Origin of the sequence: Treponema denticola (assembly GCF_024181645.1) — a bacterium.
Taxonomy (GTDB): Bacteria; Spirochaetota; Spirochaetia; order Treponematales; family Treponemataceae; genus Treponema_B; species Treponema_B denticola_A.
The window spans coordinates 162938-188546 of sequence record NZ_CP058624.1 but is presented as its reverse complement, the minus strand read 5'-3'; the positions used below and the strand labels follow the sequence as shown (position 1 = coordinate 188546).

General features: G+C 37.3%; 23 protein-coding genes and 1 riboswitch. Of the genes, 11 read left to right on the top strand and 12 right to left on the bottom strand.

Annotated features, from left to right (window positions below; translation table 11 throughout):
• Positions 1-28: 28 nt before the first annotated feature.
• The gene (tuf, locus tag HO345_RS00790; protein WP_253683406.1) at positions 29-1216 is read right to left on the bottom strand and encodes an elongation factor Tu; all 1188 of its coding nucleotides are present in this window, start codon (positions 1214-1216) and stop codon (positions 29-31) included.
• 519 nt (positions 1217-1735) lie between these two features.
• Positions 1736-1916: riboswitch (cobalamin riboswitch) on the top strand.
• A gap of 162 nt (positions 1917-2078) precedes the next feature.
• Between tuf and HO345_RS00785 the strand changes: the two genes are divergently transcribed.
• The 4 genes from HO345_RS00785 (at position 2079) to HO345_RS00770 (ending at position 6467) form a co-directional block, all read left to right on the top strand.
• Complete coding sequence (locus HO345_RS00785; protein ID WP_253683405.1) at positions 2079-3074, top strand: ABC transporter substrate-binding protein; 996 nt, start codon at positions 2079-2081, stop codon at positions 3072-3074.
• 1 nt (position 3075) lies between these two features.
• Positions 3076-4143, top strand: a complete 1068-nt coding sequence (locus HO345_RS00780) for a FecCD family ABC transporter permease (protein ID WP_253683404.1) — start codon at positions 3076-3078, stop codon at positions 4141-4143.
• Positions 4143-4904 (top strand): ABC transporter ATP-binding protein, encoded by a 762-nt coding sequence (locus HO345_RS00775; RefSeq protein ID WP_002672230.1) that lies wholly within the window; start codon positions 4143-4145, stop codon positions 4902-4904. Before HO345_RS00780 ends, HO345_RS00775 begins: the two co-directional genes overlap by 1 nt.
• 87 nt (positions 4905-4991) lie before the next feature.
• Positions 4992-6467, top strand: coding sequence for a Na+/H+ antiporter NhaC family protein (locus HO345_RS00770; RefSeq protein WP_253683403.1), 1476 nt, complete (start codon positions 4992-4994; stop codon positions 6465-6467).
• A gap of 215 nt (positions 6468-6682) precedes the next feature.
• Here the strand turns inward: HO345_RS00770 and HO345_RS00765 are convergent, their stop codons facing one another.
• The 3 genes from HO345_RS00765 to HO345_RS00755 are packed head-to-tail and all read right to left on the bottom strand — an operon-like array spanning position 6683 to position 7216.
• On the bottom strand, positions 6683-6871 hold the full coding sequence (locus HO345_RS00765) for a hypothetical protein (RefSeq protein WP_253683402.1): 189 nt from the start codon (positions 6869-6871) through the stop codon (positions 6683-6685).
• Complete coding sequence (locus HO345_RS00760; RefSeq protein WP_253683401.1) at positions 6864-6971, bottom strand: type II toxin-antitoxin system RelE/ParE family toxin; 108 nt, start codon at positions 6969-6971, stop codon at positions 6864-6866. The genes HO345_RS00765 and HO345_RS00760 overlap by 8 nt, the downstream gene beginning before the upstream one ends.
• Before the next feature lie 8 nt (positions 6972-6979).
• The gene (locus HO345_RS00755) at positions 6980-7216 is read right to left on the bottom strand and encodes a type II toxin-antitoxin system RelE/ParE family toxin (RefSeq protein ID WP_253683400.1); all 237 of its coding nucleotides are present in this window, start codon (positions 7214-7216) and stop codon (positions 6980-6982) included.
• A 344-nt stretch (positions 7217-7560) separates the two neighbouring features.
• Here HO345_RS00755 and HO345_RS00750 point away from each other — a divergent pair, with 344 nt between their 5' ends.
• The 6 genes from HO345_RS00750 to HO345_RS00725 all read left to right on the top strand — a co-directional run bounded on the left by HO345_RS00750 (position 7561) and on the right by HO345_RS00725 (position 17680).
• Positions 7561-8490, top strand: coding sequence for a magnesium chelatase ATPase subunit I (locus HO345_RS00750; RefSeq protein WP_253683399.1), 930 nt, complete (start codon positions 7561-7563; stop codon positions 8488-8490).
• Positions 8477-10408, top strand: a complete 1932-nt coding sequence (locus HO345_RS00745; RefSeq protein ID WP_253683398.1) for a magnesium chelatase subunit D family protein — start codon at positions 8477-8479, stop codon at positions 10406-10408. The genes HO345_RS00750 and HO345_RS00745 overlap by 14 nt, the downstream gene beginning before the upstream one ends.
• Positions 10405-14139 (top strand): cobaltochelatase subunit CobN, encoded by a 3735-nt coding sequence (gene cobN / locus HO345_RS00740; RefSeq protein ID WP_253683397.1) that lies wholly within the window; start codon positions 10405-10407, stop codon positions 14137-14139. Before HO345_RS00745 ends, cobN begins: the two co-directional genes overlap by 4 nt.
• Before the next feature lie 183 nt (positions 14140-14322).
• Positions 14323-15480, top strand: coding sequence for an ABC transporter substrate-binding protein (locus HO345_RS00735; protein WP_253683396.1), 1158 nt, complete (start codon positions 14323-14325; stop codon positions 15478-15480).
• Positions 15481-15483: 3 nt separating this feature from the next.
• On the top strand, positions 15484-16515 hold the full coding sequence (locus tag HO345_RS00730) for a FecCD family ABC transporter permease (RefSeq protein ID WP_253683395.1): 1032 nt from the start codon (positions 15484-15486) through the stop codon (positions 16513-16515).
• Positions 16502-17680, top strand: a complete 1179-nt coding sequence (locus HO345_RS00725; RefSeq protein ID WP_253683394.1) for an ABC transporter ATP-binding protein — start codon at positions 16502-16504, stop codon at positions 17678-17680. The genes HO345_RS00730 and HO345_RS00725 overlap by 14 nt, the downstream gene beginning before the upstream one ends.
• A gap of 121 nt (positions 17681-17801) precedes the next feature.
• Here the strand turns inward: HO345_RS00725 and grdA are convergent, their stop codons facing one another.
• From grdA to trxB, 3 genes are all read right to left on the bottom strand, one after another.
• Entirely contained in the window at positions 17802-18275 is a 474-nt protein-coding gene (grdA, locus tag HO345_RS00720) for a glycine/sarcosine/betaine reductase complex selenoprotein A (protein ID WP_010956809.1), read from the bottom strand.
• A gap of 126 nt (positions 18276-18401) precedes the next feature.
• A complete protein-coding gene (gene trxA / locus HO345_RS00715) occupies positions 18402-18719 on the bottom strand; it encodes a thioredoxin TrxA (protein ID WP_253683393.1) in 318 nt (105 codons plus the stop codon).
• 171 nt (positions 18720-18890) lie between these two features.
• Entirely contained in the window at positions 18891-19844 is a 954-nt protein-coding gene (trxB, locus tag HO345_RS00710; protein WP_253683392.1) for a thioredoxin-disulfide reductase, read from the bottom strand.
• A 231-nt stretch (positions 19845-20075) separates the two neighbouring features.
• Between trxB and HO345_RS00705 the strand changes: the two genes are divergently transcribed.
• A complete protein-coding gene (locus HO345_RS00705; RefSeq protein WP_253683391.1) occupies positions 20076-21212 on the top strand; it encodes a sigma 54-interacting transcriptional regulator in 1137 nt (378 codons plus the stop codon).
• Here HO345_RS00705 and HO345_RS00700 read toward each other — a convergent pair.
• Genes HO345_RS00700 through HO345_RS00680 form a run of 5 tightly spaced genes read right to left on the bottom strand, consistent with a single transcriptional unit; the run spans position 21209 to position 25609 of the window.
• Positions 21209-22309 carry a tetratricopeptide repeat protein gene (locus HO345_RS00700; RefSeq protein ID WP_253683390.1) on the bottom strand — a complete coding sequence of 367 codons (1101 nt, stop codon included), beginning with the start codon at positions 22307-22309 and terminating at the stop codon, positions 21209-21211. The two genes, HO345_RS00705 and HO345_RS00700, sit on opposite strands and share 4 nt — an antisense overlap.
• 3 nt (positions 22310-22312) lie before the next feature.
• Positions 22313-23359: a hypothetical protein gene (locus tag HO345_RS00695; protein ID WP_253683389.1), complete on the bottom strand. Its 1047-nt coding sequence runs from the start codon at positions 23357-23359 to the stop codon at positions 22313-22315.
• Positions 23356-24318 (bottom strand): tetratricopeptide repeat protein, encoded by a 963-nt coding sequence (locus HO345_RS00690; RefSeq protein ID WP_253683388.1) that lies wholly within the window; start codon positions 24316-24318, stop codon positions 23356-23358. The genes HO345_RS00695 and HO345_RS00690 overlap by 4 nt, the downstream gene beginning before the upstream one ends.
• The gene (rpe, locus tag HO345_RS00685; RefSeq protein WP_253683387.1) at positions 24315-24944 is read right to left on the bottom strand and encodes a ribulose-phosphate 3-epimerase; all 630 of its coding nucleotides are present in this window, start codon (positions 24942-24944) and stop codon (positions 24315-24317) included. The genes HO345_RS00690 and rpe overlap by 4 nt, the downstream gene beginning before the upstream one ends.
• Positions 24945-24997: 53 nt before the next feature.
• Positions 24998-25609, bottom strand: a complete 612-nt coding sequence (locus HO345_RS00680) for a DUF8513 domain-containing protein (protein ID WP_253683386.1) — start codon at positions 25607-25609, stop codon at positions 24998-25000.

Below are 25609 nucleotides of genomic sequence, written 5' to 3'. Positions count from 1 at the left end.
AAGCGCAAGCGCCGTTTTTTTGCATCATTTATTCGATAATGTTAGTTACCTGACCCGAAGCAATAGTTCGTCCGCCTTCGCGAATAGCGAGTTTAAGACCTTGATCCATAGCTATGGGGTGAATAAGTTCACCGATAATCTTTGTATTATCGCCGGGCTTAACCATGTCTGTTCCTTCAGGAAGGTTTACAGTTCCGGTAATGTCGGTAGTTCTAAAATAGAACTGAGGTCTGTAACCTGAGAAGAAAGGACTGTGCCGTCCGCCTTCTTCTTTTGAAAGAACATAAATCTGAGCTTCAAATTTGGTATGAGGATGAATTGAACCGGGCTTGGCAAGAACCTGTCCGCGTTCAACTTCTTTCTTTTCAATACCTCTCAAGAGAAGACCTACGTTGTCTCCTGCTTCACCTTCATCAAGAAGTTTGTTGAACATTTCGATGCCGGTAACAACGGTTTTCTTTGTGGGCTTAATACCTACAATTTCAACTTCTTCGTTCATCTTGATAACACCGCGCTCGATTCTTCCTGTAACAACGGTACCGCGTCCCTGAATTGTGAAGATATCTTCAATGGGAAGAAGGAATGGTTTGTCGGAATCGCGGACAGGATCCTTAAAGTATTCGTCCATCGTTTTAAGGAGCTCTTCAATACAAGCCGTATCTTCAGCAGTTGCACCCTCCTGAAGAGCTTTAAAAGCAGAACCTTTGATAATGGGAGTCTCCTCAGGGAAACCGTAAGATGCCAAAGTTTCTCTAACTTCTTCTTCTACCAATTCTATAAGGTCGGGATCATCAACAAGGTCAACCTTATTAAGGAAGACGATGATTGAAGGTACACCTACCTGACGAGCAAGAAGCAAGTGCTCTTTTGTCTGGGGCATAACCGAGTCCGGAGCAGAAACTACAAGAATAGCACCGTCCATCTGAGCAGCACCGGTGATCATGTTTTTAACATAGTCAGCGTGGCCGGGGCAGTCGATGTGTGCATAGTGTCTCTTATCGGACTGATATTCCAAGTGTCGGGTATTGATAGTAATACCGCGCTCTTTTTCTTCCGGCGCATTGTCGATCTCGTCATATTTTAGAAGCTTATCACCGTACTTCTTTGCACAATACGTAGTGATCGCTGCCGAAAGAGTGGTCTTACCATGGTCAACGTGACCAATGGTACCAACATTCATGTGAACTTTCGTTCTGTTAAATTTTTCCTTTGCCATGAGATCCTCCTAAAAGACGTAGGCAAGTCTAATATTTCCCGCATTAAAAATGACGAGATTAAAAAGTTAACCGGTCTTTCGTAACCGAAAAACAAGCTTAACAAAGAAACAAACCGGAGAAACATAAGACAGTGATTAAAATCAGATAAGATTTAAGCATTTTCTTTATTTTTTAAAGAAAAACGCTTTTTATCCACCGCCCATAGGTTTTCGGACAGCATTTGGACCCACCTGATCACCTGTAAACCGTAACTCCGATGACTGGTTTGGCATCCTGCGAAGTTTTAAAGATTTCTTTCCTCATTTGCTTAAATAAGGACGGCATCCGCCTGCCAAAAAGGCTTTACGGCAATGCAAAACTTCTAAAGAATACCGATTTAAAGCCTTTTTAGGCCCTAAATCATAATTTCAATACGAGCGTACTTTATACCATAAAGAATAAAAAGTGTCAATAGGAAAATCATTCATTTTATAAAAAACTCCTTGACATTAATTTACAAAAGTTTTAGAATTACTTTACAATTTTCAAACCATACAGGTGCCGAGATTCGGTTAAAAGGGAAGCACGGTGTAATTCCGTCACGGTCCCGCCGCTGTAAGAGAATAGTCTTTTTAAAATATGTCACTCGGGAAATCGGGGAAGGCTTAAAAAGATGATGAAACTCGAAGTCAGAATACCTGCCTGTAAAGGACTAAGCCTTGTGCTTTACGAGCGATAAAGTACGGGACACTTAAGGAACTTATAGTATCTTTGTTTTCTCTATAGCTTAATAAGATCCCAAAAGTATCTTTGTACCCGCTGCATAAACTTATACCTTTTAGTTTGAAGCCGTAAAATAAACACACTATTTTTGGGGGAAGTATGAAAAAGATTTTTTTTCGCTCAATGCTGCTATTATTGGCAGTTTCGGTTTTTTTAGGATGCACTCCTAAGGAAGATCAATCACAAAATTCGGGCAAAGCAATGCCTAAAACGGAAGGAGCCCATTATCCTGTAACAATTACCACATATAATTATGCAGGAGAACCTATAGACCTTACATTTGAAAAGGCCCCGGAAAAGGTTGCAGCCTTTTACCAAAGCCCTATCGAAACAATGCTCGCTCTCGGTCTTTCCGATAAACTTATTCTTGCCGTGGGGCTTGATGATCCGGTTAAAGACGAGTTTAAAGAAGCTTTCAGCAAAGTAGACTACCGCGACAAGCGTCCCGAAAAAGAAGAAATCATCGATATGGAACCGGATTTTATTTTTGCATGGACATCATTATTCGGTGAAAAGCGCTATGGAGACGTAAAATTCTGGCATGATAGAGGTACAAAAACCTACATTTGGCAAAACTCAGGCTTAAAAAAAGAAGATGCTCTCGAAAACGAATATCAGGATATTCTAAATATAGGTAAAATTTTCGATGTAGAAGATAAAGCTCAAGAAATTGTCAATAAGATGAAAACTGAAATTGCCGCAGCAAAAAAACACGTCGAAGGCAAAACAAAGGTAAAGGCCATAATAATTGAAGTAGAAAAAGAAGGCCAGTACCGTGTTTATGGGGAAAGGACTATCGGCGGGCAAATTGCAATGCAGGTCGGTGCCGATCTTGTAGGTAAAGACAAAAAAGGAATAGGCAAGGAAGAATTAATAGAGCTTAATCCCGATGTTATCTTTACGGTTTACTTCGGCGACTATATTGAAAAAGACCAATCTGTAGAAATGCTTACAAAAGATAGTGCTTTGCAAAGCATAGCAGCACTTCAAAACAAAAAAGTTTTTCCGATTAATTTAAGTGAAGTTTATGCCAGCGGCATAAGAACCTATGACGGAATAAAGACAATTATCTCAGGTTTATATCCTGACTTATAATATGCAAAACAATAAAAACAAGGTGCTGAAAATAGTTTTTCTATCTTCAGCACTTCTTTTTCTTTTGGCGGGACTTTTAATTTCCATAGTTCTATCGGTAGGATTCGGAGCCGTACACATAGCTCCCGCCGAAATCTTAAAAATCGCTCAATTTAAAATCTTAGGTGCCGGAAGCCTTGAAGGAATTAAAAAGTCGGCTATCGACATAGTTTGGATTGTCCGTATGCCTAGAATACTTTTAGCCTGTCTTACCGGAATGGGCTTAGCCGTAACCGGAGTTGTCATGCAGGCAATAGTACAAAACTCATTGGCAGACCCTTATATATTGGGCATTTCATCGGGAGCTTCTCTAGGGGCAACTCTTGCAATCGCTTTGGGCGTGGGTGCAAAACTGGGGCCTAATTATGTAGGCTTGTGTGCCTGCTTTTCCGCCTTTGGAACAGCCTTAATCGTAATAAATGCCGCCAACATAAAAGGCAGAGCCAATTCCGCAAAATTACTGATGGCCGGTATTGCCATAAGCACGATTTTTTCAGCCTTTTCTTCGTTTATAGTCTTTACTACAAAAAACAGGGAAGCTATAAGAAGCATTACCTTTTGGCTTATGGGAGGCTTCGGCGGAGCAAAGTGGGAAAACCTAGGACTCCTTGCAGGAGTGATATTTTTAGGAATCTTCTTTTTTATGACGCAATACCGTACCCTTAACCTGATGCTCCTCGGAGACAGCGTATCAATTACTTTAGGAAAGGACTTGCATATTTACCGCCAAGTCTATCTTTTGATATGTTCCGCCATTGTAGGTTTTTTAGTATACAACGCAGGAATAATCGGCTTTATAGGCTTAATAATTCCGCATATTTCAAGGATATTTTGGGGAACAAATCATAAAAACATAATTCCGTCATCCGTATTGATAGGAGCCATAATTCTTATATGGGCAGACGTACTGGCACGCTCCGTTTCCAGCCTAGGTGAAATACCCGTAGGAGTTGTAATCTCTCTTATAGGTTCGCCAGTATTTTTATATTTATTGATAAATAAAGAATACGGGTTTGGGGGTAAAGCATAATGGTTCTCGACATCAGCTCTCTTTCATTTAACTTCGGAAGCAAAAATATTTTAGCCGATATTGACCTTTCAATTAAAGATAACGGAATTGTAGGCATAATCGGTCCCAACGGTTCGGGAAAAAGCACCCTGCTCAAATGTATATACCGAGTTCTTAAACCCAAAACCGGAACCATATTTATCGACGGTAAGAACATAAATGACTATCAGTTTAAAGAAACGGCAAAAAAGATGGCTGTAGTTGCCCAGCATAATGACACCCATTTTGACTTTAACGTGCTTGAGATGGTTTTAATCGGCCGCTCGCCCCATAAAAAATTTATGGAGAGGGATTCAGCCGAGGATATTGAACTGGCGTACAAGGCTCTTGAACAAGTGAATATGAAAGATTTTGCCGACCGCAATTTTTCAAGCCTGTCGGGTGGAGAAAAGCAAAGAATTATTTTAGCCCGTGCCTTAGTACAAAACACGGATTGCCTCATCCTCGACGAGCCTACAAATCATCTGGACATAAAACATCAACTGCACTTTATGAGCCTTGCAAAAGATTTAAAAATAACCGTTATATCGGCAATCCATGATCTTAACATAGCTGCAATGTATTGCGATAAAATATACGCTTTAAAAGAAGGACAAATTATCGCCTCAGGCAGTGTATATGAGGTTATCACAGAAGAAGTAATTAAGACCTTATATGATGTGGAGGCCAAAATCATTTATGATGAAGAAAAAAAGCCCCATGTAATATTTAAAAACATTTAACCGGCTTTTATCTTTTAACCAAACCTATACACTTTTTTTTACGAATATGATACACTGGCACCCTTATTTCACATAAAAGGAGACTTTATGCGCGCTTTTTTTAAGCTCTCTCCGGTCTTATTACTTGCAGGTTTGATGATGATTTCAAACATAGAATCTTTTTCAAATGCCTTGGGATTTAAGCTGGACATTTTAATCATAGCCCCTATAGCCGTAATCTACGCTTCCATCGTCGCTATGATAACCGAAAAATTCAAATTCAACGATATTTTAAACTCTGCCGTAGACAATGTTAAGGAAATGCAGCTGGTATTTTTTATCCTTATGTTTGCCTATGCGATGGCCGATGCCTTTATGTCTACAGGAGTCGGAGCCTCGATTATAACTTTAAGCCTAAACATCGGCATTTCTGCCAGAACAGTAGCCCTTGTAGCCTTTTTGGTTTCCTCGGTATTGTCGGTTGCTACGGGAACCTCATGGGGAACCTTTGCCGCCTGTGCTCCTATCTTCTTGTGGATGACCCATATTTTAAGCGGAAACATGGTTTTAAGCATTGCTGCCATTGCAGGCGGCTCATGTTTCGGCGATAACCTCGGTCTTATTTCGGATACAACAGTTGTAAGCTCAGGCATTCACAGGGTTGAAGTTACCCACCGTATGAGAAATCAGGGACTTTGGTCGCTTATGTGTTTGGTCCTGGCCGGAGCCTTATTTTTAATTGCAGGCTTAAGCCTCCCGGGAGATGCCGTAAGTCCGCAAAAAGCCATCGAGGCTATTCCACAAGAAGTTTGGGCAAAATTGGCTGAAGAAAAACCCGTCGCAGTTGACCTCCTCCATCAGGTACAGCACGGAGTTCCGGTTTACATGGTAATTCCGCTCATTCTGGTTATAGGGATTGCCTTAAAAGGCTACTCTACCCTTCTTTGCCTTGGAGCAGGTATAATTTCATGCTTTATCTTAGGCCGCTTTGCAGGAACGGTTTCAGGCCTTCTTGCCTTTTTTGACATAGTGTATAACGGCTTTGTAGGAGCCGGCTCGTGGGTTATCATAATGATGATGTGGGTAGCAGCCTTCGGCGGAATCATGTCGAAGATGGATGCCTTTAGGCCTCTATCAAACCTTGCCGTAAAACTTTCTCGAAACGTAAGACAGCTGATGTTCTGGAACGGCATCATCTCTTTATTAGGAAACGCAGCCCTCGCTGACGAGATGGCTCAAATAGTTACAGTCGGCCCGATTATCAGAGACATCACGGAAGAAAACGTAGAAGGCGATGAAAAGGATCTTTATTCCTTAAAATTGAGAAACGCAACCTTCTCCTCAGCCCTCGGCATCTTCGGCTCCCAGCTGATTCCTTGGCATGTTTATTTAAGCTTTTTTATAGGCATTGCAGGCACAGTATATCCGCTTTACCAATTCAGTCAGACACAGATAATAAAGTACAACTTTATGGCCCATATCTCGGTTATAACCATTCTGTTATTTACCCTGTTCGGTATTGACAGAATCTTCCCCAAATTCGGCATCGCAAGCGAACCGAAAGTAAGGTTGAAGAAAAAATAAAAGCAAAAAAAAGCTGCACTGAGGGTAAAACACAGTGCAGTTTTTTTAAATGTAGTTATACCTTATAAAATCTATAATTGACTTACAGGGCAGCCATTTTGTCTTGCCCAACACGGTTATATTATTGCAATTGTAAAACCAACTTTTTACCTAATACATTTGCTGCTTTTGTTAGTGTAGCCAAGGTAACCGAATCATTTTTAGGATTAAGAAGTCTATCTAATGCGGCTCTTGATGTATTCATTTTTTTTTGCCATCTCTGTTTTGTTAATATTTTGAGCATTCATTTCATTTACCAAATTATATGAAATTAATCTTTTTATAGCTTCATTTCTAACTTCAACCTCAATATTTTCTTCTTCAAGAAAATCTTCAAAAGAGCTTCCTACATATTTCTTATTCATAGTGCCTCCCCAGTACTAAATTCCTTCTTTTTTTACTCAAATCTATATCCTCTTGCGGAGTTTTTTGACTTTTCTTTATAATTGCATAAAGCAGTATCATATTTCCTTCTAATATCGTAAAAAACACTCTGCTGATTCTTTATTCGAAATATTTGAACGCACCTCCCATAAATTTGAATCAAGCTTTCTTACAGCAGGATATCCGATAGGCCAAGCCATTTCTATTGCCATTATATCGGCTCCTATTGTTTTTCGATCATCCGGAGCTAAGTCTTTTAGAAAATCACGAACAGGCTCATTTCCTGTTTCGGTCTTAAAGAATTTAGCTATAACTACTTTATCCATTTTCATTAAATATATTGTACCAAATTTGATACTTTTTATCAACTAATAAGAATAAATTAGTATAAAAAATAACTTTAACCTACGATTGATTATCCTATATCTCGATATTTAATCTCTCCGTTTTCTTATTTTCATAACATGAATTTCTTTTTCAGACTCTATAGGGCGATAATTTTGCATTGGCAACCCATTTAAAAAATAGGCTATATCCGGTAAACTTTTTTCACCCATTAGGTCCATCTGTTCCAAAGGAGAAATTCCCCCTCTCCTTGACTTTCACCTATTGTAATGTTAGTATTCCCTCATATTTTATTTACATACCAGAGTAACATCACGGAGATTCTATGACTGAAAAACAGATTTTTCCATTTGTACAAATTGAAGGACAGGAAGATATAAAGCTTGCAATAATTTTAAATTTAATATGTCCTGCAATTTCGGGTGTTCTGATCCGTGGAGAAAAAGGAACAGGAAAGTCCACAATTGTAAGAGGAATAGGGGAGCTGATGCAAAGGCATGGAGAAAATCTTAAAGTTGTAGAGCTTCCTATAAATGCTACCGAAGACAGAGTCGCCGGCTCGATCGATATTGAAAGGGTTTTAAAAACAGGTGAAAAGGTTCTTCAAAAAGGAATCCTAGCAGAAGCTGACGGTAATATCCTGTATGCGGATGAGATAAATCTCTTGGAAGATTATATAGTAGATCTTTTATTGGATGCGGCAGCTATGGGTGTAAATACGATAGAAAGAGACGGAATATCATACAGCCACTCATCTAAATTTATCCTGATAGGAACAATGAATCCTGAAGAAGGGGAACTAAGGCCTCAGCTTTTAGACCGGTTCGGTTTATTGGTCGATGTAAAAAGTGAAAAGGATGGACACTTAAGGAAAGAAATTATAAAAAAAAGACTGGCATTTGAAAATGATCCTGTGGAATTTACAAACTCCTCGCATAAAGAAGAAAAAAATTTAATATCAAAAATAAAAAAAGCTCAAAAACTCTTTCCCGATATTAAAGTAGGAGATGATATTTTAGACTTGGTTGTAAGCCTTTCGGTAGGCTTAAATGTGGACGGCCACAGGGGAGACCTAACCTTAGTTAGAGCCGCCAAGGCCTATGCAGCCTTTCAAGAAAGAGATGAGGTTACAAAAGACGATATTATCCGTTTAGCACAAATGGTATATTCTCATAGGCTTAGGAAAAAGCCCTTTGAAGAAATAAGCCCATTAAACCAAGCAGATATTGAGAACATCTTAAATGAAAGGCTTTGATTATCCTTTTAGCCTCCTTGTTGGTCAAAAAAAATTAATAAGGGCACTCCTTGTTCTTGCCGTCAGCGATAAAATAAACAGCCTGCTTATAGCCGGAGGGAAAGGAACCGGAAAAAGCCTTGCTGCACGGAGTATGAAAAATATTTCCGATATGCCCATAGCTAATATCCCGCTCAATATTACGGAAGATAATTTATTCGGCGGTCTGGATATTAGAGCAAGCCTTGAATCAGGTAAAATCAAATTTCAGCATGGCATCTTAGGTGGAGCCAAAAATAAAATTTTATATATTGATGAGATCAACCTCTTTCCTAACGAATATATCAACACAATATTGAATGTAATAGAAACAGGTTTTCTCCAGACAGAGCGTGATGGACATTCCAATAAAAAAATAATAGAGTCTAAGCTCATAGGCACAATGAATCCTGAAGAAGGATTTTTAAATAACTCGATTACCGACAAATTTTCAATCTATGTAGAAACGGATTCAAATCTAAATAAAGAAGAAAGACTAAAAATATTAAAAAGGAATTTAAGCCTTGATAAAGAAGACAAAATTACAATTGAAGCTCTAAAAAAAGAAGATAAAATTTTATCGAATAAAATTCATGATGCAAAAAAAAGAGTGAACGGAATAAAAATATCGGACTCGATAATTACAAAGGCTGAAGCCCTTAGTAAAGAAGCAAACTGCTTCGGCTACAGGGCAGGCATCTGTCTTATACACACGGCAAGGGCTCTGGCGGCCATAGACAATCATCAATATATCACAGACGAAAACTTTCAAGAAGCTGCAGAACTTGTTCTTAAACATAGAAAAAACATCTTATCCGAAACCCAAAATAAAAATCAAATAAAATCGGACAAAGATAACAATGATAAAACAAAATCAGATAAAAATAAAACGGCAGAAAAACCTAATGAAAAAGACAATCAAAAAATAGAATCAAAATCCCGAATTTCGAATAATGAAAACGACTTCACAGAAGATAAAGATAATAATACAGATAAACAAAAAGGAATAAATTCAAGACATCCGGACATAGAAATTGCAGATAAAATTTTTAAAATAAAAAATCTTTTAAACATTAATGAGGATAATTCTTTTAGAAAGGGGATGGGCAAAAGAAATAAAACACGCACCAACGAATTAAAGGGAAAATCCTTCGGCTATACAAGATACAATCAAAATCTTCATAACCTTGCTCCTATACCCACAATAAAATCGGCAGCCTTACATCAAATAAAACCTAAAGAAGGCATTATTAAAATAAACAAGGATGATTATAAATTCAAAAGAAGAAAAACCCGTATAGGTGCCTCTATTATTTTTTTGGTAGATGCAAGCGGTTCTATGGGCGCTATGAAGAGGATGAAAGAAACAAAAAACGCTATTCTATCTTTATTGATGGATTCTTACCAAAAGCATGATGAGGTTTCTATGATCACCTTTGCTGGAACAAGGGCTGAAATAATACTACCCTTTACAAGAAGCGTTTTACTTGCAAAAAGAGAATTACAGCTCATCCCTACAATCGGAAAAACACCTCTATCCATGGGCTTAAACAAGGCTTTGGAATATTTTAAAATACATAGGCTAAAAAATAAGGATATGATTCCCCTGCTCTTTTTAATTACAGACGGAAGGACTAATCACGGTTCCGTTTTTTTTGATGAGCCTATTAAGGATGCTCTTTTTATTTCAAAAAAAATAAAAAATGCAAATATTTACTCTGTTGTTATAGATACCGAATCAGGCTTTGTAAAACTAGCTCTTGCCGAAGAGATTGCAAAAAACTTAAATGCAAGATATTACCAAATAGAAGATCTAAAACCTGAGGTCTTAACCGAGATTGTACATCAAAACACAGAATACTCTCTATCCAGAATTGATGTTATGGAGGACAAGCGATGAATTTAACAGGAATATTTTACGGAGACTCCAGAATCTTTGAATTTAAATCAGCCGTAAAACAGTTGAAAGACTCTGAGAAAATAAATTTAAATATTTTTTGCTTTGATGTCATAAAAGTAAACTCCGATAAAAACATCTTTCAAGAAATGTGCAGCAGGTTAAAAGATTCAGATGCGGTAATTATGCATTTTCACGGTTCATCCGCTCATTTACAAAACCTCGAAACGGTAATCCGAATTATAAAAGGTAAAAAAATCTTCTTTGATTGTTCAATCCCTGAAGAAATCAGATCAATTATGTCTTATAGTTCTATTAAACCGGAAGAATATATAAGGCTGCACAGTTATTTTAAGGCAGGCGGAACGGATCAAATTACAGAGTTTATAAAGTTATTTTCAAACATTACAATAGGAACAAATTATATCTTAGCTCCTCCAAAAGAAAGAAAGGCTATAGGAATATATAAGGACGGACATTTACTTAATGTAGATGAAGAACAAAAAGTATTATCCGATATTGCCAATTCAAACAGAAATATCATAGGCCTTGTTGCACACTATCCTTTTTTACTCAATCAAAACATGAGACATGTTGATGCTATTATTAAAGAATTAGAAAATCAAGGCGCAGACTGCCTTTGTATTATCGGAAGACTAGGCCCGCAAGATAACGATGGTGTGCTGCAAGCAATGGAAAAATATTTTTATTTTAACGGTAAATTAATTATAGACGCAATAATTTTAACAACGGGATATACCATATCTTCATACTACCAAAATGAATTTAAAAATTTTATTCATTCTTGTTTTGAAAATTTTAATCTTCCGGTATTTCAAGCTATTACAAGCTACCTTTCAAAGGAAGAATTTGAAAACTCACCTTCGGGTTTGGATATAGCCTCTGTATCATTAAACATATATCAACCTGAAATTGACGGACAAATTATTACTATTCCGATAGCTGCTTCCGAAGAAATAGAAAAAGATGGGATTGTAGGGAGAGTCTTCGTACCAATAACAGAACGGGTCAAGGTCCTATGTGAACTTGTAAACAGGTTTGCACAACTAAAAAATAAAAAACCTCAAGAAAGAAGAGTCGCCATTATTTTACACAACTATCCTCCAAGAAACGACCTAATAGGTTCAGCCCATGGATTGGATACGCCGAACTCTTTATGGAATATACTTCAATTTTTAAAAGAAGAAAACTATAACTTGGATTTTAACTTTTTAAACGGGCAGGAAATTATAGATGAATTAATACGCAGGGGAACAAATGAATGGAAATGGACATCACCTGAAACAATTTGGAAATTTAAAGCCGATAAAGTGAGTTCTAAAACGTATGAGGGCTGGTATAAGAATCTTCCGGAATTCAATCGCAGTGACTTAAAACAAAAATGGGGTAATCCTCCCGGCCTTTCAATGATTATGAATGACCATATTGTAATTCCGGGAATTATAAACGGAAATATTTATATCGGGCTTCAACCGGCACGAAGCCCCGAAGATGCAGTTGTAGAAACCTATCACGACACTCACAATCCGCCGCCTCATTCATACTTAGCCTTTTACAAATGGATTGACAAAATTTTTAAGGCAGATGTGATTATCCATGTTGGAACACACGGCACCTTAGAATGGCTTCCGGGAAAGGAGATAGCCTTATCAAAAGAAAGTTATCCGGACATAAATATTTACTCTATCCCGCATCTTTATATTTATAATTTAGGTATCTTGGGAGAAGGAATGCAGGCAAGAAGACGCTCCCACGCTGCAATTTTAAGTCATTTGATTCCAAGCTTTACCGATTCGGATACCTATGACTACCTCCATGAAATGGAAGAGGACTTAGAAAAATATGAGCATGCCAAACAGTCTGCTCCCTTGCAACAAGATACTATAATACAAGATATTTTCAAACTTGCAGATGAACATTCTATTTTAAAGGATCTAAAAATAGAATATGAGGATGCAATTAAAAATCCGGAGCAAAATCTTATTTTGATTCATAATTGGATTCACAAAATAAAAAACTCTGTAGTAAGAGATGGGCTTCACATATATGGAAAAGTGCCTGAAAAAAAGCGTCTCTTGCAATTAGTAAGAGGGTTATCCGTAATCGGTCAAGAAGATACGGAGGGCTTAGAAGATTCAATCATAATTTCTTTGGGACATAATCCTAAGGATATCAGAAAAAATTTAAGCGATACCGAAAAAAATAATTTTAATGAATATAAAATTTTAGAAGAAGCAAATAGGATTGCAGAACAATTAATCAATGAAATAAACGAAATAGAATTTAACGAATCATTTATTGATAGGCTGCCTTTTTTTCAAAACAATAAATCTAATAATTCAGAATTAAAGAAAGCCCTTAAATTTATTTGCAGGGAAGTATATCCTCGTCTTATACAAACTGCTGATGAAAAGCGCTTCCTTATCAAAGGTTTAAACGGAGAATTTATTTTGCCCGGCCTTGGCGGAAATCCAAGCCGAGGTAATATCAAACTTCTTCCCACAGGAAGAAATTTTTATTCTATTAATCCTGAAGAAATTCCAAGCAAGGCTGCATATGAAACAGGAAAAAAATTAGCAGACATTCAATTAAAGGCATATTATAAAGAACATAAGGCTTACCCCAAAAATATAGCTATAATTGTATATTCCACAAATACAATGAAAACCTATGGTGAGGATATAGGAGAAATATTTTTTCTTATGGGTGTCCGTCCCCTATATATTAAAAACACACAAACCGTATGCGGAGTGGAGGTAATTTCTCTTGAAGAACTAGGACGGCCCCGAATTGATGTTACAATGCGCATTTCAGGTCTTTTTAGAGACACCTTTCCTAATTTAATTTTTTTAATGGATGAGGCTGTTAATGCGGTAGCATTTCTTGATGAAGATGATGAGATGAATCCGATTAAAAAAAATATTCAGGAAACAATTAAAAAATTTGTAGATGAAGGGATAGCGCCGGACAAGGCAAGGGATAGGGCATCGGTAAGAGTTTTTAGTGCGCCTTCAGGAACTTATGGAGCAGGAGTTGCAAATTTGATTGAATCAAAAAAATGGCAGAACTTTGAAGAACTTGCCGAAGCCTATATAACATGGAGCAGCCACGCTTATTCCAAAAAATTTCACGGAGAGAAAGATACAAGAGTCTTTGAGAATCTTTTAAGTAAAACCGATATGACTATCAAAAACGAGGTAAGCCGCGAAATAGATCTTTTGGATTGTGATGATTTTTATAATTATCACGGAGGCCTTATAGCCGCAGTAACAGCAAAATCTGGAAAAAAGCCATATATTTCAGTAGGAAACACCGCTAATATGGAAATCCCCGAAACCATGACCTTAGATCAAGAAACCGCTCGTGTTATGCGCTCCAGAATTCTTAATCCGAAATGGCTTGAAGGTTTAAAAGAGCACAGCTATAAAGGCGCTCAGGAAATATCCAAGGTTATGGACAACATCTTCGGTTGGGATGCTACAGCAGACAATGTAGAGAACTGGATGTATGAAGATTTTGCAAACACTTTTCTATTTGATGAAGACACATTAAATTGGATAAGATCCGTTAATAAAAATGCAGCCTATCAAATAAGCGAGCGTTTACTTGAAGCAAATCAGCGTAAGATGTGGGATGCCAAACCTGAAAGCCTTGAAAAGTTAAAAAGAATATTTCTTGACATGGAAGCAGACTTGGAATCTTACGGAGAATAAAATTATAACCAAACCATATCTATAGACAAATTATTTGATTTTGAGTATCATAAAAAAAATCTTGACAAAAAACAGAGTCCATTTAATTTATTTCAATACAGATTGAAATACCTTATTCAGCCGCAAAGCGTAGTACTCCGACGCTTAAAACGGAGTAAAATAAAATTTCATAAGGAGATTATGATGAAAAAGCGAATTATTGTTTGGTTTGCCGCAATACTGATGCTGTTTTTTACATCGGCATGGGCAAAGGGAAGTCAAGAAACAACAAGTGAAATGGGCCTTAAGAAAATAGGTCAACTGGAATTAAAGTATGCTAAATCTTTTTCTGTAGACTATTATGAACAGGGAATAAAAAAGTATAAGGATGTTGAAGGCCGTGAAGTTTGGTTCGTTCCAAGAGGTAAAACAATAGAGGGAGGAGAAAACCTTAATGTCATTGAAACACCTGTCAAGTCTTTAGTTATCTTATCGACAGTACATGCAACCCTTCTTCGCCCTATCGGAGAGTTGGATAAAGTTACAGGAACATCCGTACAATCCGATACATGGAAAATTCCTGAAATAAAAAAAGGAATGGATGACGGTAAAATAAAATTTGTCGGTAGTAAAAATGCTTTAGACTATGAAATGCTTCATGCATTAAATGCAGACGCCATTTTATTGACTTATGAAAATATGGCAAGAACGCCCGGTATAATTTCCAAGTTTAATGAACTGGGACTTAAATGGATAGGAGTTTCAAATCATCAGGAAGCCGATCCCCGAGCCCGTCTTGAATGGATAAAATTTGCCGGAGAAATAACAGGAAAAGAGAAAGAAGCAAATAAGTATTATGAAAGAGAATTGGCAAAAATAAATGCGGTAGAAGAAATGAACAAAAAATCTGCAAATAAGACTACCTTTGCTTCGGCTTTTATGTCTAAGGATATCTTTTATGTTCGAAATGCAGGAGATTACAATGTAAAAATGTTTGAAATACTTGGAATCAAATATATTTTCAAAGACTTAAATCCCGATAAAAACGGAAACACAAAAATGAATGCTGAAGAATTTTATAAAGGAGCGGAAAAAGCAGACTTCTTATTTTACGACAGCGTAAACGGAAGTGCCATTAAAAGCACGGAAGACTTAGTAGCCTTTGCCGAATATTTAAAAGATCTCAAAGCAGTAAAAGAAAATAAGGTCTGGGGAGTTAAGCCTAATTACTATCAAAGTGCAGATCATGTTGCAGATATGATTGAAGAATTAAATAAGATAATTCATTCAAAACCGGGCGAGTTAACCGAAACAGAATATTTTTATTTATTCAGTAAACCGCTTCCTGTAGAAAAAAAATAACACATGAATACCGAAAAGAAGAGGCGGATTACCATAGTTTTTATATTCCTATCAATTTTATTTATATTTGCGGTATTTATAAATATTGTTTCAGGTTCCGTATCTTTTAGCTTAAAAGATATTTGGGATATCTGTATAGGAGAAAGAACTCCAAGTACCTTGGAATATAATGTCTTATTTAAAATAAGACTGCCAAGAATACTTGCTGCTATTCTTTTCGGTATTGCCTTATCAATATCGGGATTTTTATTACAGACCTTTTTTAGAAATCCTATAGCAGGGCCTTATGTATTAGGGATTTCCTCAGGTGCACGCCTTTTTGTAGGATTTATAATTTTGACTAATTTTACATTTAACATTGCCCTTAATTCCCTCTTCTTAGTATTTTTAGCCTCTGCCATAGGAAGTCTTTTATCAATGCTTTTGGTATTAGTCTTTGCAAAACGGGTAAGAGATATTTCAATATTAATTGTTGTAGGTATTATGATAGGCTACATAGCCTCCGCAGGAACTAATTTTATGATAGCCTTTGCTTCCGATTATAAAATTGCGGGTCTTACTATGTGGTCGATGGGCAGTTTTTCAGGCATCACATGGAAGATGATTCGGATTTCAGGTATAATTATTATTCCTTCTGTAATCGGAGTATTCTGTTTGTCAAAGCCATTACAAGCTTACCTCCTCGGAGAAAACTATGCAAAAAGCATGGGAGTTAATATTAAAAATTTCAGACTGGTCCTTATTTTTCTATCGAGTATTCTTTCAGCCTGCGTTACAGGCTTTGCAGGGCCAATATCCTTTGTAGGTATAGCAGTCCCGCATTTAACCCGCCTTACAGTTTCAACCTCACAGCCTAAAATACTGATATCGGCAGTTACATTGATGGGTGCAAGTTTTTCTCTTTTAAGCGATTATTTTGCCAGAACCTTATTTGCACCAACAGAGCTGAGTCTCAGTACAATTACATCCATGATAGGAGCTCCCATTGTAATTTGGCTAATGGTAGGAAAAAATAAAAAATATGGATCTATTTAAATTAAAACAGCTTGATGTCGGATACGGTAATTCCGTTATCTTAGGTAATATTGAGATAGAATTACAGCATGGACAAATACTTTGCCTTATGGGGCCTAACGGCTCAGGTAAGTCAACAATAATCAAAACAATTACACAACATATAAAAAAATTAGGCGGAAAAGTTTTTATAGGTGAAGAGGATATTGAAAGACTCAGTAATATAGAACAAGCAAAAAAAATGAGTGTAGTCTTGACCGACAGGATAAATCCTCATCTTATGACTGCCGAAGAAATCGTTGCAACAGGCAGATACCCTCACACAAATAAATTCGGAAAAATGACGGAAGCAGATTACATGGCTGTTGATGATGCAATAAAAATAGTAGACGGAGAGGCATTAAAACACAAAGAATTTCTTTCGTTAAGCGATGGTGAAAAACAGCGAATCATGATTGCAAGAGCGATTTGCCAAGAAGCTGACTTAATAATTCTTGACGAACCGACTTCTTTTTTAGATATCAGATATAAAATTGACCTTTTGGGAATCTTACGAACCTTGGCCCGTAAAAAAAACAAGATTATCATTCTTTCCTTACACGAACTCGATTTGATACCTAAGATTGCAGATAAAATCATTTTAATTTTGGACAAGGATAATTACCTATATGGCACACCGGAAGAAATTATAAGCGATACCTCAATTTGTAAGGCCTTTGATATCAAAAACGGTTCATATAATACCCTCTTAGGAAATATAGAACTGGCACGCCGAGATACCTCCTCTAAAATTTTTGTTGTCGGAGGTGAAGGCAAAGGAATTCCTGTATATCGGCTGCTCAATAAGTATGAAATCAATTTTAACTCAGGTATACTCTTTGAAAATGATTTGGATACACCAATAGCAAGAGCACTAAGCACAAAATATCTGACTCAAAATTCTTTTGAAGCTATAAGCGACAAAATATTTGATGAAGCAAAACTCGTGATCGAAAAATCAGAAATTATTATAGATTGCGGTGCATCTTTTAACGGTATAAATAGTAGAAATTTAGATTTAATAAAATACGCAGAAGAATTAAACAAAAAAATTCTCTCCTTAAAAGAAAGACAAGAGTATGCCGATTATACTTATTGTAATACCTTTTCACAATTATTAAAAACTATTAAATGTTTAAGCAAATAAAAAAAAGCGGTGCAGCTGCAAAAATGCTCCATTTTAAAGAATGGTGTCATTCTTGTACTACTGCACCGCCGACTAACACGAAAGAAGCTTACGGGATAAAACGCATAAGCTCCGAAAGGCATTACAGGAATTTGCAGCCTTTATTTCGGTATTCCGAAATTTCCGCGATAATAGCATTGACGTCCATAACCATTTCCATCATGCTTACCTGCTCTTCATAGACCGCAGGGTCTATTTGGCTCTTAATTTCCGGTTCTGCCACGTGATAGCACAAGAGTCCCAACGAGACTCCAGCCAACGGACCTGCAAAAGTCGGGTCGCCTACTGTAACAGTTTCGCAGGCTAAACCTGAAGATTCAGCTTCTGCACCGCCCAAAAGAACGATTACGTTCTCAGGACCGTATTTTTCAGCTAAATCTTTGACTCGCTTTTGGTTTTCCAAGTCCATTGCTCCTGCGCTTGTTCAGACAAAGCATTCGGTTGCAGCATATACAACCTCAGCACCTGCCGATTCTGCACAGAGCTTAATAGCCTCCCCGGGAACGCCGTCTCGGTCACCAATGATGATGACTTTTTTGGTTTTCAAATCAACCATAGCATCCTCCTAGGATAAATTTTTTAAGGCAGGATAACCTGCCCCACGGTCTATTAAACCGTATCTTTAAAAAGCCGTTAAAAAACTAATCGTCCTTTTTCCGGCTTAAAAGATTAAAACTTAAGATTAGATGTATTTTTTTACCATCTCTTCGATTTGATTAATTGTCAAATCGCTTCCGGTAACGCTGTCTTTTCTTTCGCCGTCAACATAGATGAGCATTGTAGGAAGACCTAAAACCTGCTCTTTCATGGCAACGCGTCTTGCACCGTCAATATTGAATGAGCAAAACTTTGCCTTTCCGGCGTGGCGTTCTGCCATTGCGTGAACATCCGGCATTAATTGTTTACAGGGAACGCATCCGTCCGACCAAAAATCTACAAAGGTTACGCCCTTTGACTGATGAACTTCTTGTTCAAAATTTTCTTTTGTCAATTCAATCATTTTCTTCTCCTATAAAGACTTTTTGCAGAAAACCTCAGTTTCCGAAAAAAGTTTTTTCACGCGGTTTGTTTACAAACCGCATATAATAATGCGATGTTTTGTACCTTTGGTACAAAACTCGATAGATAAACAGTGAGGCAGAATTCCTGCCGAACTGTTTATCGTATCTCCTTATTTTTTCATAGCCATTTTGGCTTTGATATCGTCGATATAGTGGCCTGCCCAGATTCCGGCGAGAGCACCGTCGGCAGCTGCCGTAACAACCTGACGTGATTCTTTTTGAATAACGTCGCCTACGCCGTAAATACCGGGTACGTTTGTTTCCATTTTTCCGTTTGTGAGGATGTAGCCGTTTTCATCAAGGTCTACCAAGCCCTGAATAAAGGCGGTTTGAGGATTGTGTCCGATAAATACGAATACGCCTTCGGTTTCGAATTTGGAGGTTTCGCCTGTTTTTGTATCTTTTAAGATAACGCTGTCTACAAGGCCGTCTCCGCAAACTTCTTCAACAACGGCATTCCATTTAAAGGCCATTTTGGGGTTGGCAAAGGCTTTTTCCTGAATGGACTTTGCAGCTCTAAGCTCATCCCTTCGGTGAACGATAGTTACCTTGTCGGCAAATTTTGTAAGATACATAGCTTCTTCAACAGCAGAGTCTCCGCCGCCGATAACTACGATTTCGCACTCTTCAAAGAAAGCACCGTCGCATGTTGCACAGTATGAAACACCCTTGCCCCAGTGTTCTTTTTCGCCCTTACAGCCGAGCTCCCTGGCACTTGCGCCTGTTGCAACAACAACAGCCAAGCATTCATATTTTACGCCGTCACTTCCGTGAACAATGCGTGCAGGTGAATTGGGAACAAGTTCGATTTTTTCGGCTCTTGCTCTTTTGAATTCAACACCGAACTTTTCGGCATGTTTTTTAAAGGCTTCGGTCAGAGCAGGACCTGAAGATTCAGGGAAACCGGGGTAGTTTTCGATTTCTTCAGTGATATAGCACTGTCCGCCTTGATTGGGCTTTTCTTCAAGAATAACCGTCTTTAACTTTGAACGGGCTGCGTAAATTCCTGCGGCCATACCGCCGGGACCGCCTCCAATTATAACCAAATCATATTTTTCTGACATAAAGTCCTCCTAAATATCTATAGTTAAATATACCAGTTTTTATCATTTTAATCAAGATGTATATCTAAACCGAGATATTTTCTAAAAAAATCTTAAAATAGGTTTAGAAACGAACTATACTGTATATAATGATAGAAAAATACGCCGAGCGCAAATACAAAGGTTCTCATAAAAAAGAACAAAAAAGTTTTGCAGCCTTGTAAGAAAAAAATAAATTTGCTAAAATACGGTATGAAAGATTGTGTTTACTCGGCATATTCAAAAGAGGATGCTCAACATTTTATTAAAGAAGTCGGGACTTTGTGGAATGTATCTTTAACCTTTGACAGCAGCAAAATAGTAGATATTTTAAAAGAAAAACATTTTGATTTTGTAATTATAGATGCAGAATCAGGCGGCCTTTTTCTACCCGATATCCTTGAATTAATTAAAAACGAATTTCCTCATATTCATATATTTATTATAATCCATTGTAAACAAAATGATTTACAATACACCCTATTAAATTCCCTTGTATCGGAAGTTTTTGAAATTCCAAAAGACTTTAAAGGGATATACGACAAAATAGAAAATTTTTTTCTGGAAGAATTGTGCAAAGAAAAAACACCGGCCTACACAAAGGAAGACGAAAATATACAAATAATAAAAAAAGAAATTATAGGTATCAGTAAGGAGATCTGTGAGCTTAGAGAATTTATCTACAGAGCAGCCAATTCAAACCTGCCGGTCCTCCTATCCGGAGAAACCGGAGTAGGAAAGGGACTGACGGCAAATTTAATACATAGGCTATCTCAGGTTAAAAACAAAAAATTCCTGCCGATAAACGTCAGCTGTATACCGGAATCATTAGCAGAATCTTTTTTGTTCGGCACTGAAGAAGGAAGCTTCACCGGTGCAGTTAAAAAAGAAGGTGCCTTTTTTGAAGCCTCCGGCGGCACAATCTTTTTAGACGAGATGGAAACCCTTTCACCGGATATCCAAGCAAAGCTTCTGCACGTCTTAGAATCAGGTCTTATAAGACCCGTCGGCTCGACAAAATCAAAACAGGTTGAATTCCGTTTAATAGCAGCAGCAAACGAAGATTTACAAAAAATGATTAACGAAAAAAAATTCCGCCAAGACCTCTACTATAGACTTCATGTTCTGCACCATGAAATACCTCCTCTGCGGAACAGAAAAGAAGACATAAAATACATTGTTCAAGCCTATCTTACCAAGGCAGAAAAAGCTATAAGCGATGAGGCACAAGCAAAACTTAATTTTCACAACTGGCCGGGAAACATAAGAGAATTATACAACTGTCTGGACAGAGCCTGCAATCTTGCCGGCAGTGAAGAAAAAATAGAAAACCGCCATATAAAATTCTAGTCGTTTTCAGCCGGTTTTTGGGTTTGATGAATCCCTTTTCCTTTTAAACAAACCGTACCGTCTTTTATAATTATTTGCCCCAACACATTTACCGGTCTATCCGGATCTATTTTTGACACAAAATCACAAAAAACAGGAACAACGCCTTCAAGGATTTGCTTTGTATCGTAACCGACCAAAAGGTTAAAGGCTGTACTATATGTACCGGTCTGTATATTGGCAGGCATTCCCTTCCATACCACCCAGCAATCAAGATAAAGGAGAGGCTCCTGTTTTACCTGAGCATAAGAATAAATATCCTGTATATTATCAAAACCGGGCTCTTCAAAATAATCCATCAAAAGTCTGGATTTTTGTTTTATCGAAAAAGAGGCATTTGATGAAAGAAGCCTGTTTATTTCAACTTGAGCAGCATTATCCCTATGAGCATTAAAATAGGTTTGAGCATCCGAATAAGCTTTTAATATTTGGCTCTGGGTCAATACATAAATATATGAACCTTCCATATCTACAGCATACTTTCTTTCATTGCTGTCCAATTTAAATTCCTCTAAATTGGCTCTTTCGTTGCCTGAGAACTGCCTTGTCTTAGTTATGTACGGCACAATAAAAATAAAAGAAATAATCGAAATACCTAAAACAAGAGCTACAGCAATACTTCTTCCTTTTTTTTCTTCATGTCCCGGTCTGGGGAAAAGAGTCTTTATTTTACCTGACTGAACAAAATTGCCTAATTTCTCCGGCGAGTTATTTTTACGAATAATGTTCAAACCTTTTTTTGCAAGTTTACAATTAGGGTTGTGTTCAAGAGCTTGTAAATAGTATTCTACGGCCTCTGTTGTAAGCGAGCGTCTCAAGGCCATAGCAGCATAAGTTGACAGCAAGTCGGAATCCGTCGGTTTTATTTGTCTGGCTCTTAAAAAATAATCCATAGCACCCTGGATATCACCTACATGAAAAGACGCCAAACCTAAATAAAAATGAAAGGCAAAAGAGTCTCTGTATTCAACAACATGAGGCTCCAATAAAGAGATAACATCATTGTATTTCTTTTTAGATAATAATTTTTTACCTTGATCTACAACGGAAATAGCCATTTTTTATTCCTGTATATTTTGTATTGCAGTATCTGTCTGTTGTATTAAATCCTCAATATATTCATCCGAGGCCATATCGGGATTTGATTCAACTTCAAGAATTTTATCCAATAAGGCTTGTATATATTGGTAATCTTTTTCATTTTTAGGCGGGGCTGCTTTATCCTGAGGAACAGGGGCATTAGTCTTCTCGGATACTTCCTCTTTTACAGAAGTGTTTTTCTTTCTTAAAAAGTCATAACAGCCTATAAACATTGTTACCTTTAAGCTGTCACTGTTCTCCAATACCTCGTTAGGCCAAACAAAAAGCAAGGCTGAATCATTATGCGAATATTGGGTACTAAATAATCTTCCCTGAACGGCTTTAGGCAGCCACTTAATACTTTGAAGTCTTTCCCAGTTGGCAACATAAATTGTTTCCGGCATTTTAGCTTCGGAATGATTGATTAAAAACAAACAAGCTAAATCGGAATTTGCAGAAATAATGGCAGAATCTTTTTCAAATTTAGGTTCTAAAACCGTTTCTCGAAAAATTCCTGTTCTTAAATCGGTATAAAGGGGAACTTTTCGGTTTTCTCCGAGCTTGGTGTCAAAAAGGGCCTTTAATGCAAATTCTGCCGTACCGCCGCTTGTATTTTCAATTATAGTTTCTATCTTTAAAAGCGGACTGCCGGTACCGTAAGTTTGTTCTGTAAACGATAATTTTTGAGTAACATAAAAAGAATCATCAAAGTCATATACAATTTTTATTGAATCTCCATCAGCTTCAATGGTAACGGGCTTCCCCAGTCTCTTTTTTAATTCATAGACCTTATTATCCTTATAAACATAGAATTTATTGGTACGGCCCAGAGACCTGTCATCATAAAGAGGAGTGTATTTTCCCTTTCCTCTGAGAGAAAGATTATAAAGACAAAAATTTCCCGTCTTTCTAAAAACCACCAACTTAAGATTATCTTTTAAAAGTTCGTAATCAGGCAGTGATTTAGCATGTAAAAAAAATGTTGTCAAACCTAATAATAAAATCGTAAAATATCTTTTTACTTTCATTGGCCGTTTCCCTCCAGAAGTTGGTTATACATACTCTGCAAAATTTTAGCTTTTTTTATAAGAGCTTCAATTGCAGCTCGTTTGGCTTTTGGATCGGAGTAATCTGCAGCAGGAGTTTCCCCATCCGCAGCCATCTCTGAAGTATATTTAGCATCCATTTTTGCTAAGATTGCCAAAAGCTCTTGATTTTTTAACTCAAACATTACAAGTTGGTCATGCAGTTCTTCATTACGCTTTCTTTCCATTTTAAGCTGCTCTGAAAGATCGGCAATCCTGATATCGCCTCCTGCATCGGAAGACTGCCTTTGATATGCAGCAATCGTTTGCTCATAAATTTTTTTATTTTTTTCCGATTCTTCAGAAAGCTTTAAAAGTTCCTCATGGCTTATTTTTAAAAGTTTTAAAAGCTCATCCTGTGTAGAAGCTTGATCTATAAGGGCTATCTTGTATCGGGAAGGTTCAACCTTGGCTGATGAGGGATAATCTATTATAACCCGCGAAAAAATAGTTCGAGCATCTTTTAAGCGTCCTACCATGTAGAGATTTTCACCTATCCAGTAATAGGCAGAGGCAGTTTGTCTGTGGTTCGGATATTTTCTTAAAAAGCCATATAAAATATTTATGGACTGATCATGCTTTGCAGACAGACAGCATATTCTTCCCTGTTGATACATAATCTCTGCGGCTTTAGAACTGTTTGGAAATCGTTTAAAAAAAGTCTCAATATCGTTTAGGGCAACCGGATAATTACGGGCTGAGGCATTTGCCATTATAAGCCAATATAGAGGCTCATCCAAAGAATTTTTTGAAACTTCCACTGCCTTTTGAAACGAAAAGAGTGCGGATGACCAGTCAGACCGGGCATAGGCATCCAGACCGGATGACATATAATCGGTGTAATTTTGTGTAAAGGCATTTACAGTAAAAAGTAAAAAAAATAAAATTAAAATCTTTTTCATATTCTTAAATCTCCCGAAAAGAAAGCTGAACCGGACACAATTACGTCGGCACCGGCATCAATAACCAACCCTACATTTTTTGAATCGATCCCGCCATCGACAGAAATCAAATAATTATAGTTTTTTTCTTCACGCAATGACCTTAGCCGCTTAACTTTTTCTAAACAATAAGGTATAAGCTTTTGTCCTCCGAATCCGGGATTAACACTCATAACCAAGATAAGATCGGCCAAGGGTGCTATTTCTTCAAGCATCCCGACAGGTGTGCTCGGTACGATGCTTACTCCGGCCTTCATTCCATGAGAACGGATATCGGCAATAAGTCTGTCTGCATGAATAGATGCTTCAGCATGAAAGGTAAAATAGTCTGCGCCTGCATCCGCAAAGGCCGAAACTAAATTTTCGGGATTATTGACCATCAGATGCACATCAAAAACAAGCTTAGAACAAGGGCGTATAGATTTTACCACCGGAGCTCCAAAGGTTAAATTAGGCACAAACTGCCCGTCCATAACATCTATATGAACCCAATCGCAGCCGTTTTTTTCTATAAAGGCCAATTCTTCACCTAATTTTGAAAAATCCGCACTTAAAAGCGAAGGGCTTAATTTAAAACACCTATCCATATTTACCATATTAGCAAACAAATGAATATATGTAAATAGGTAAACAGTAAAAATCAATAAGTAGTATCGTCCATATTCATAAAGTCTTCCCTGACCTTTTGAAGGCGGAGGAGCTCCCTTTTTATAGTTCGCTCATAGTTTAAGTCTCCGGAAGCAATGCGGGCTCTTTCATTTTCCCAAAAAGGAAGGCTGTCTAAAAATAAAAATTGGAATTCCCTCATATTGGCCTTTTCAGCCCATAGTTTTGCCTCATGCCAATAAACAAGGGCTGCTTCATAGAATTCTTCGGCCTTAGACAGGCTTTCTATATTTTGTTCTTTCCAAGGATAATTATAAAAGTATGCAGCCTGCTTATCGTATTTACTTCCCAATCTTAAATGCTGCTCAACCATTTTAAGGTTGAGGTGCATCATAAACATGTACCGGTATTTTTCCCATTCTTTTTTGGTAGTAATCTTTCCTAGAGCATGAATGGGATTACAAAAATCGGCGTTTATAGCTCTTTCAAGCCAATAAATATTTTCGACGATATCATCGGGGGCTTGTTCATAATGAATATGGTAGAGCTTATAGTATTGCTCCTTATATTCTACAAAATAAGGAAAAACCTGACTAGAGAAAATAAAAAAACATAAAATTGCAAAAAAGAAGAATCGCCTTTTCAT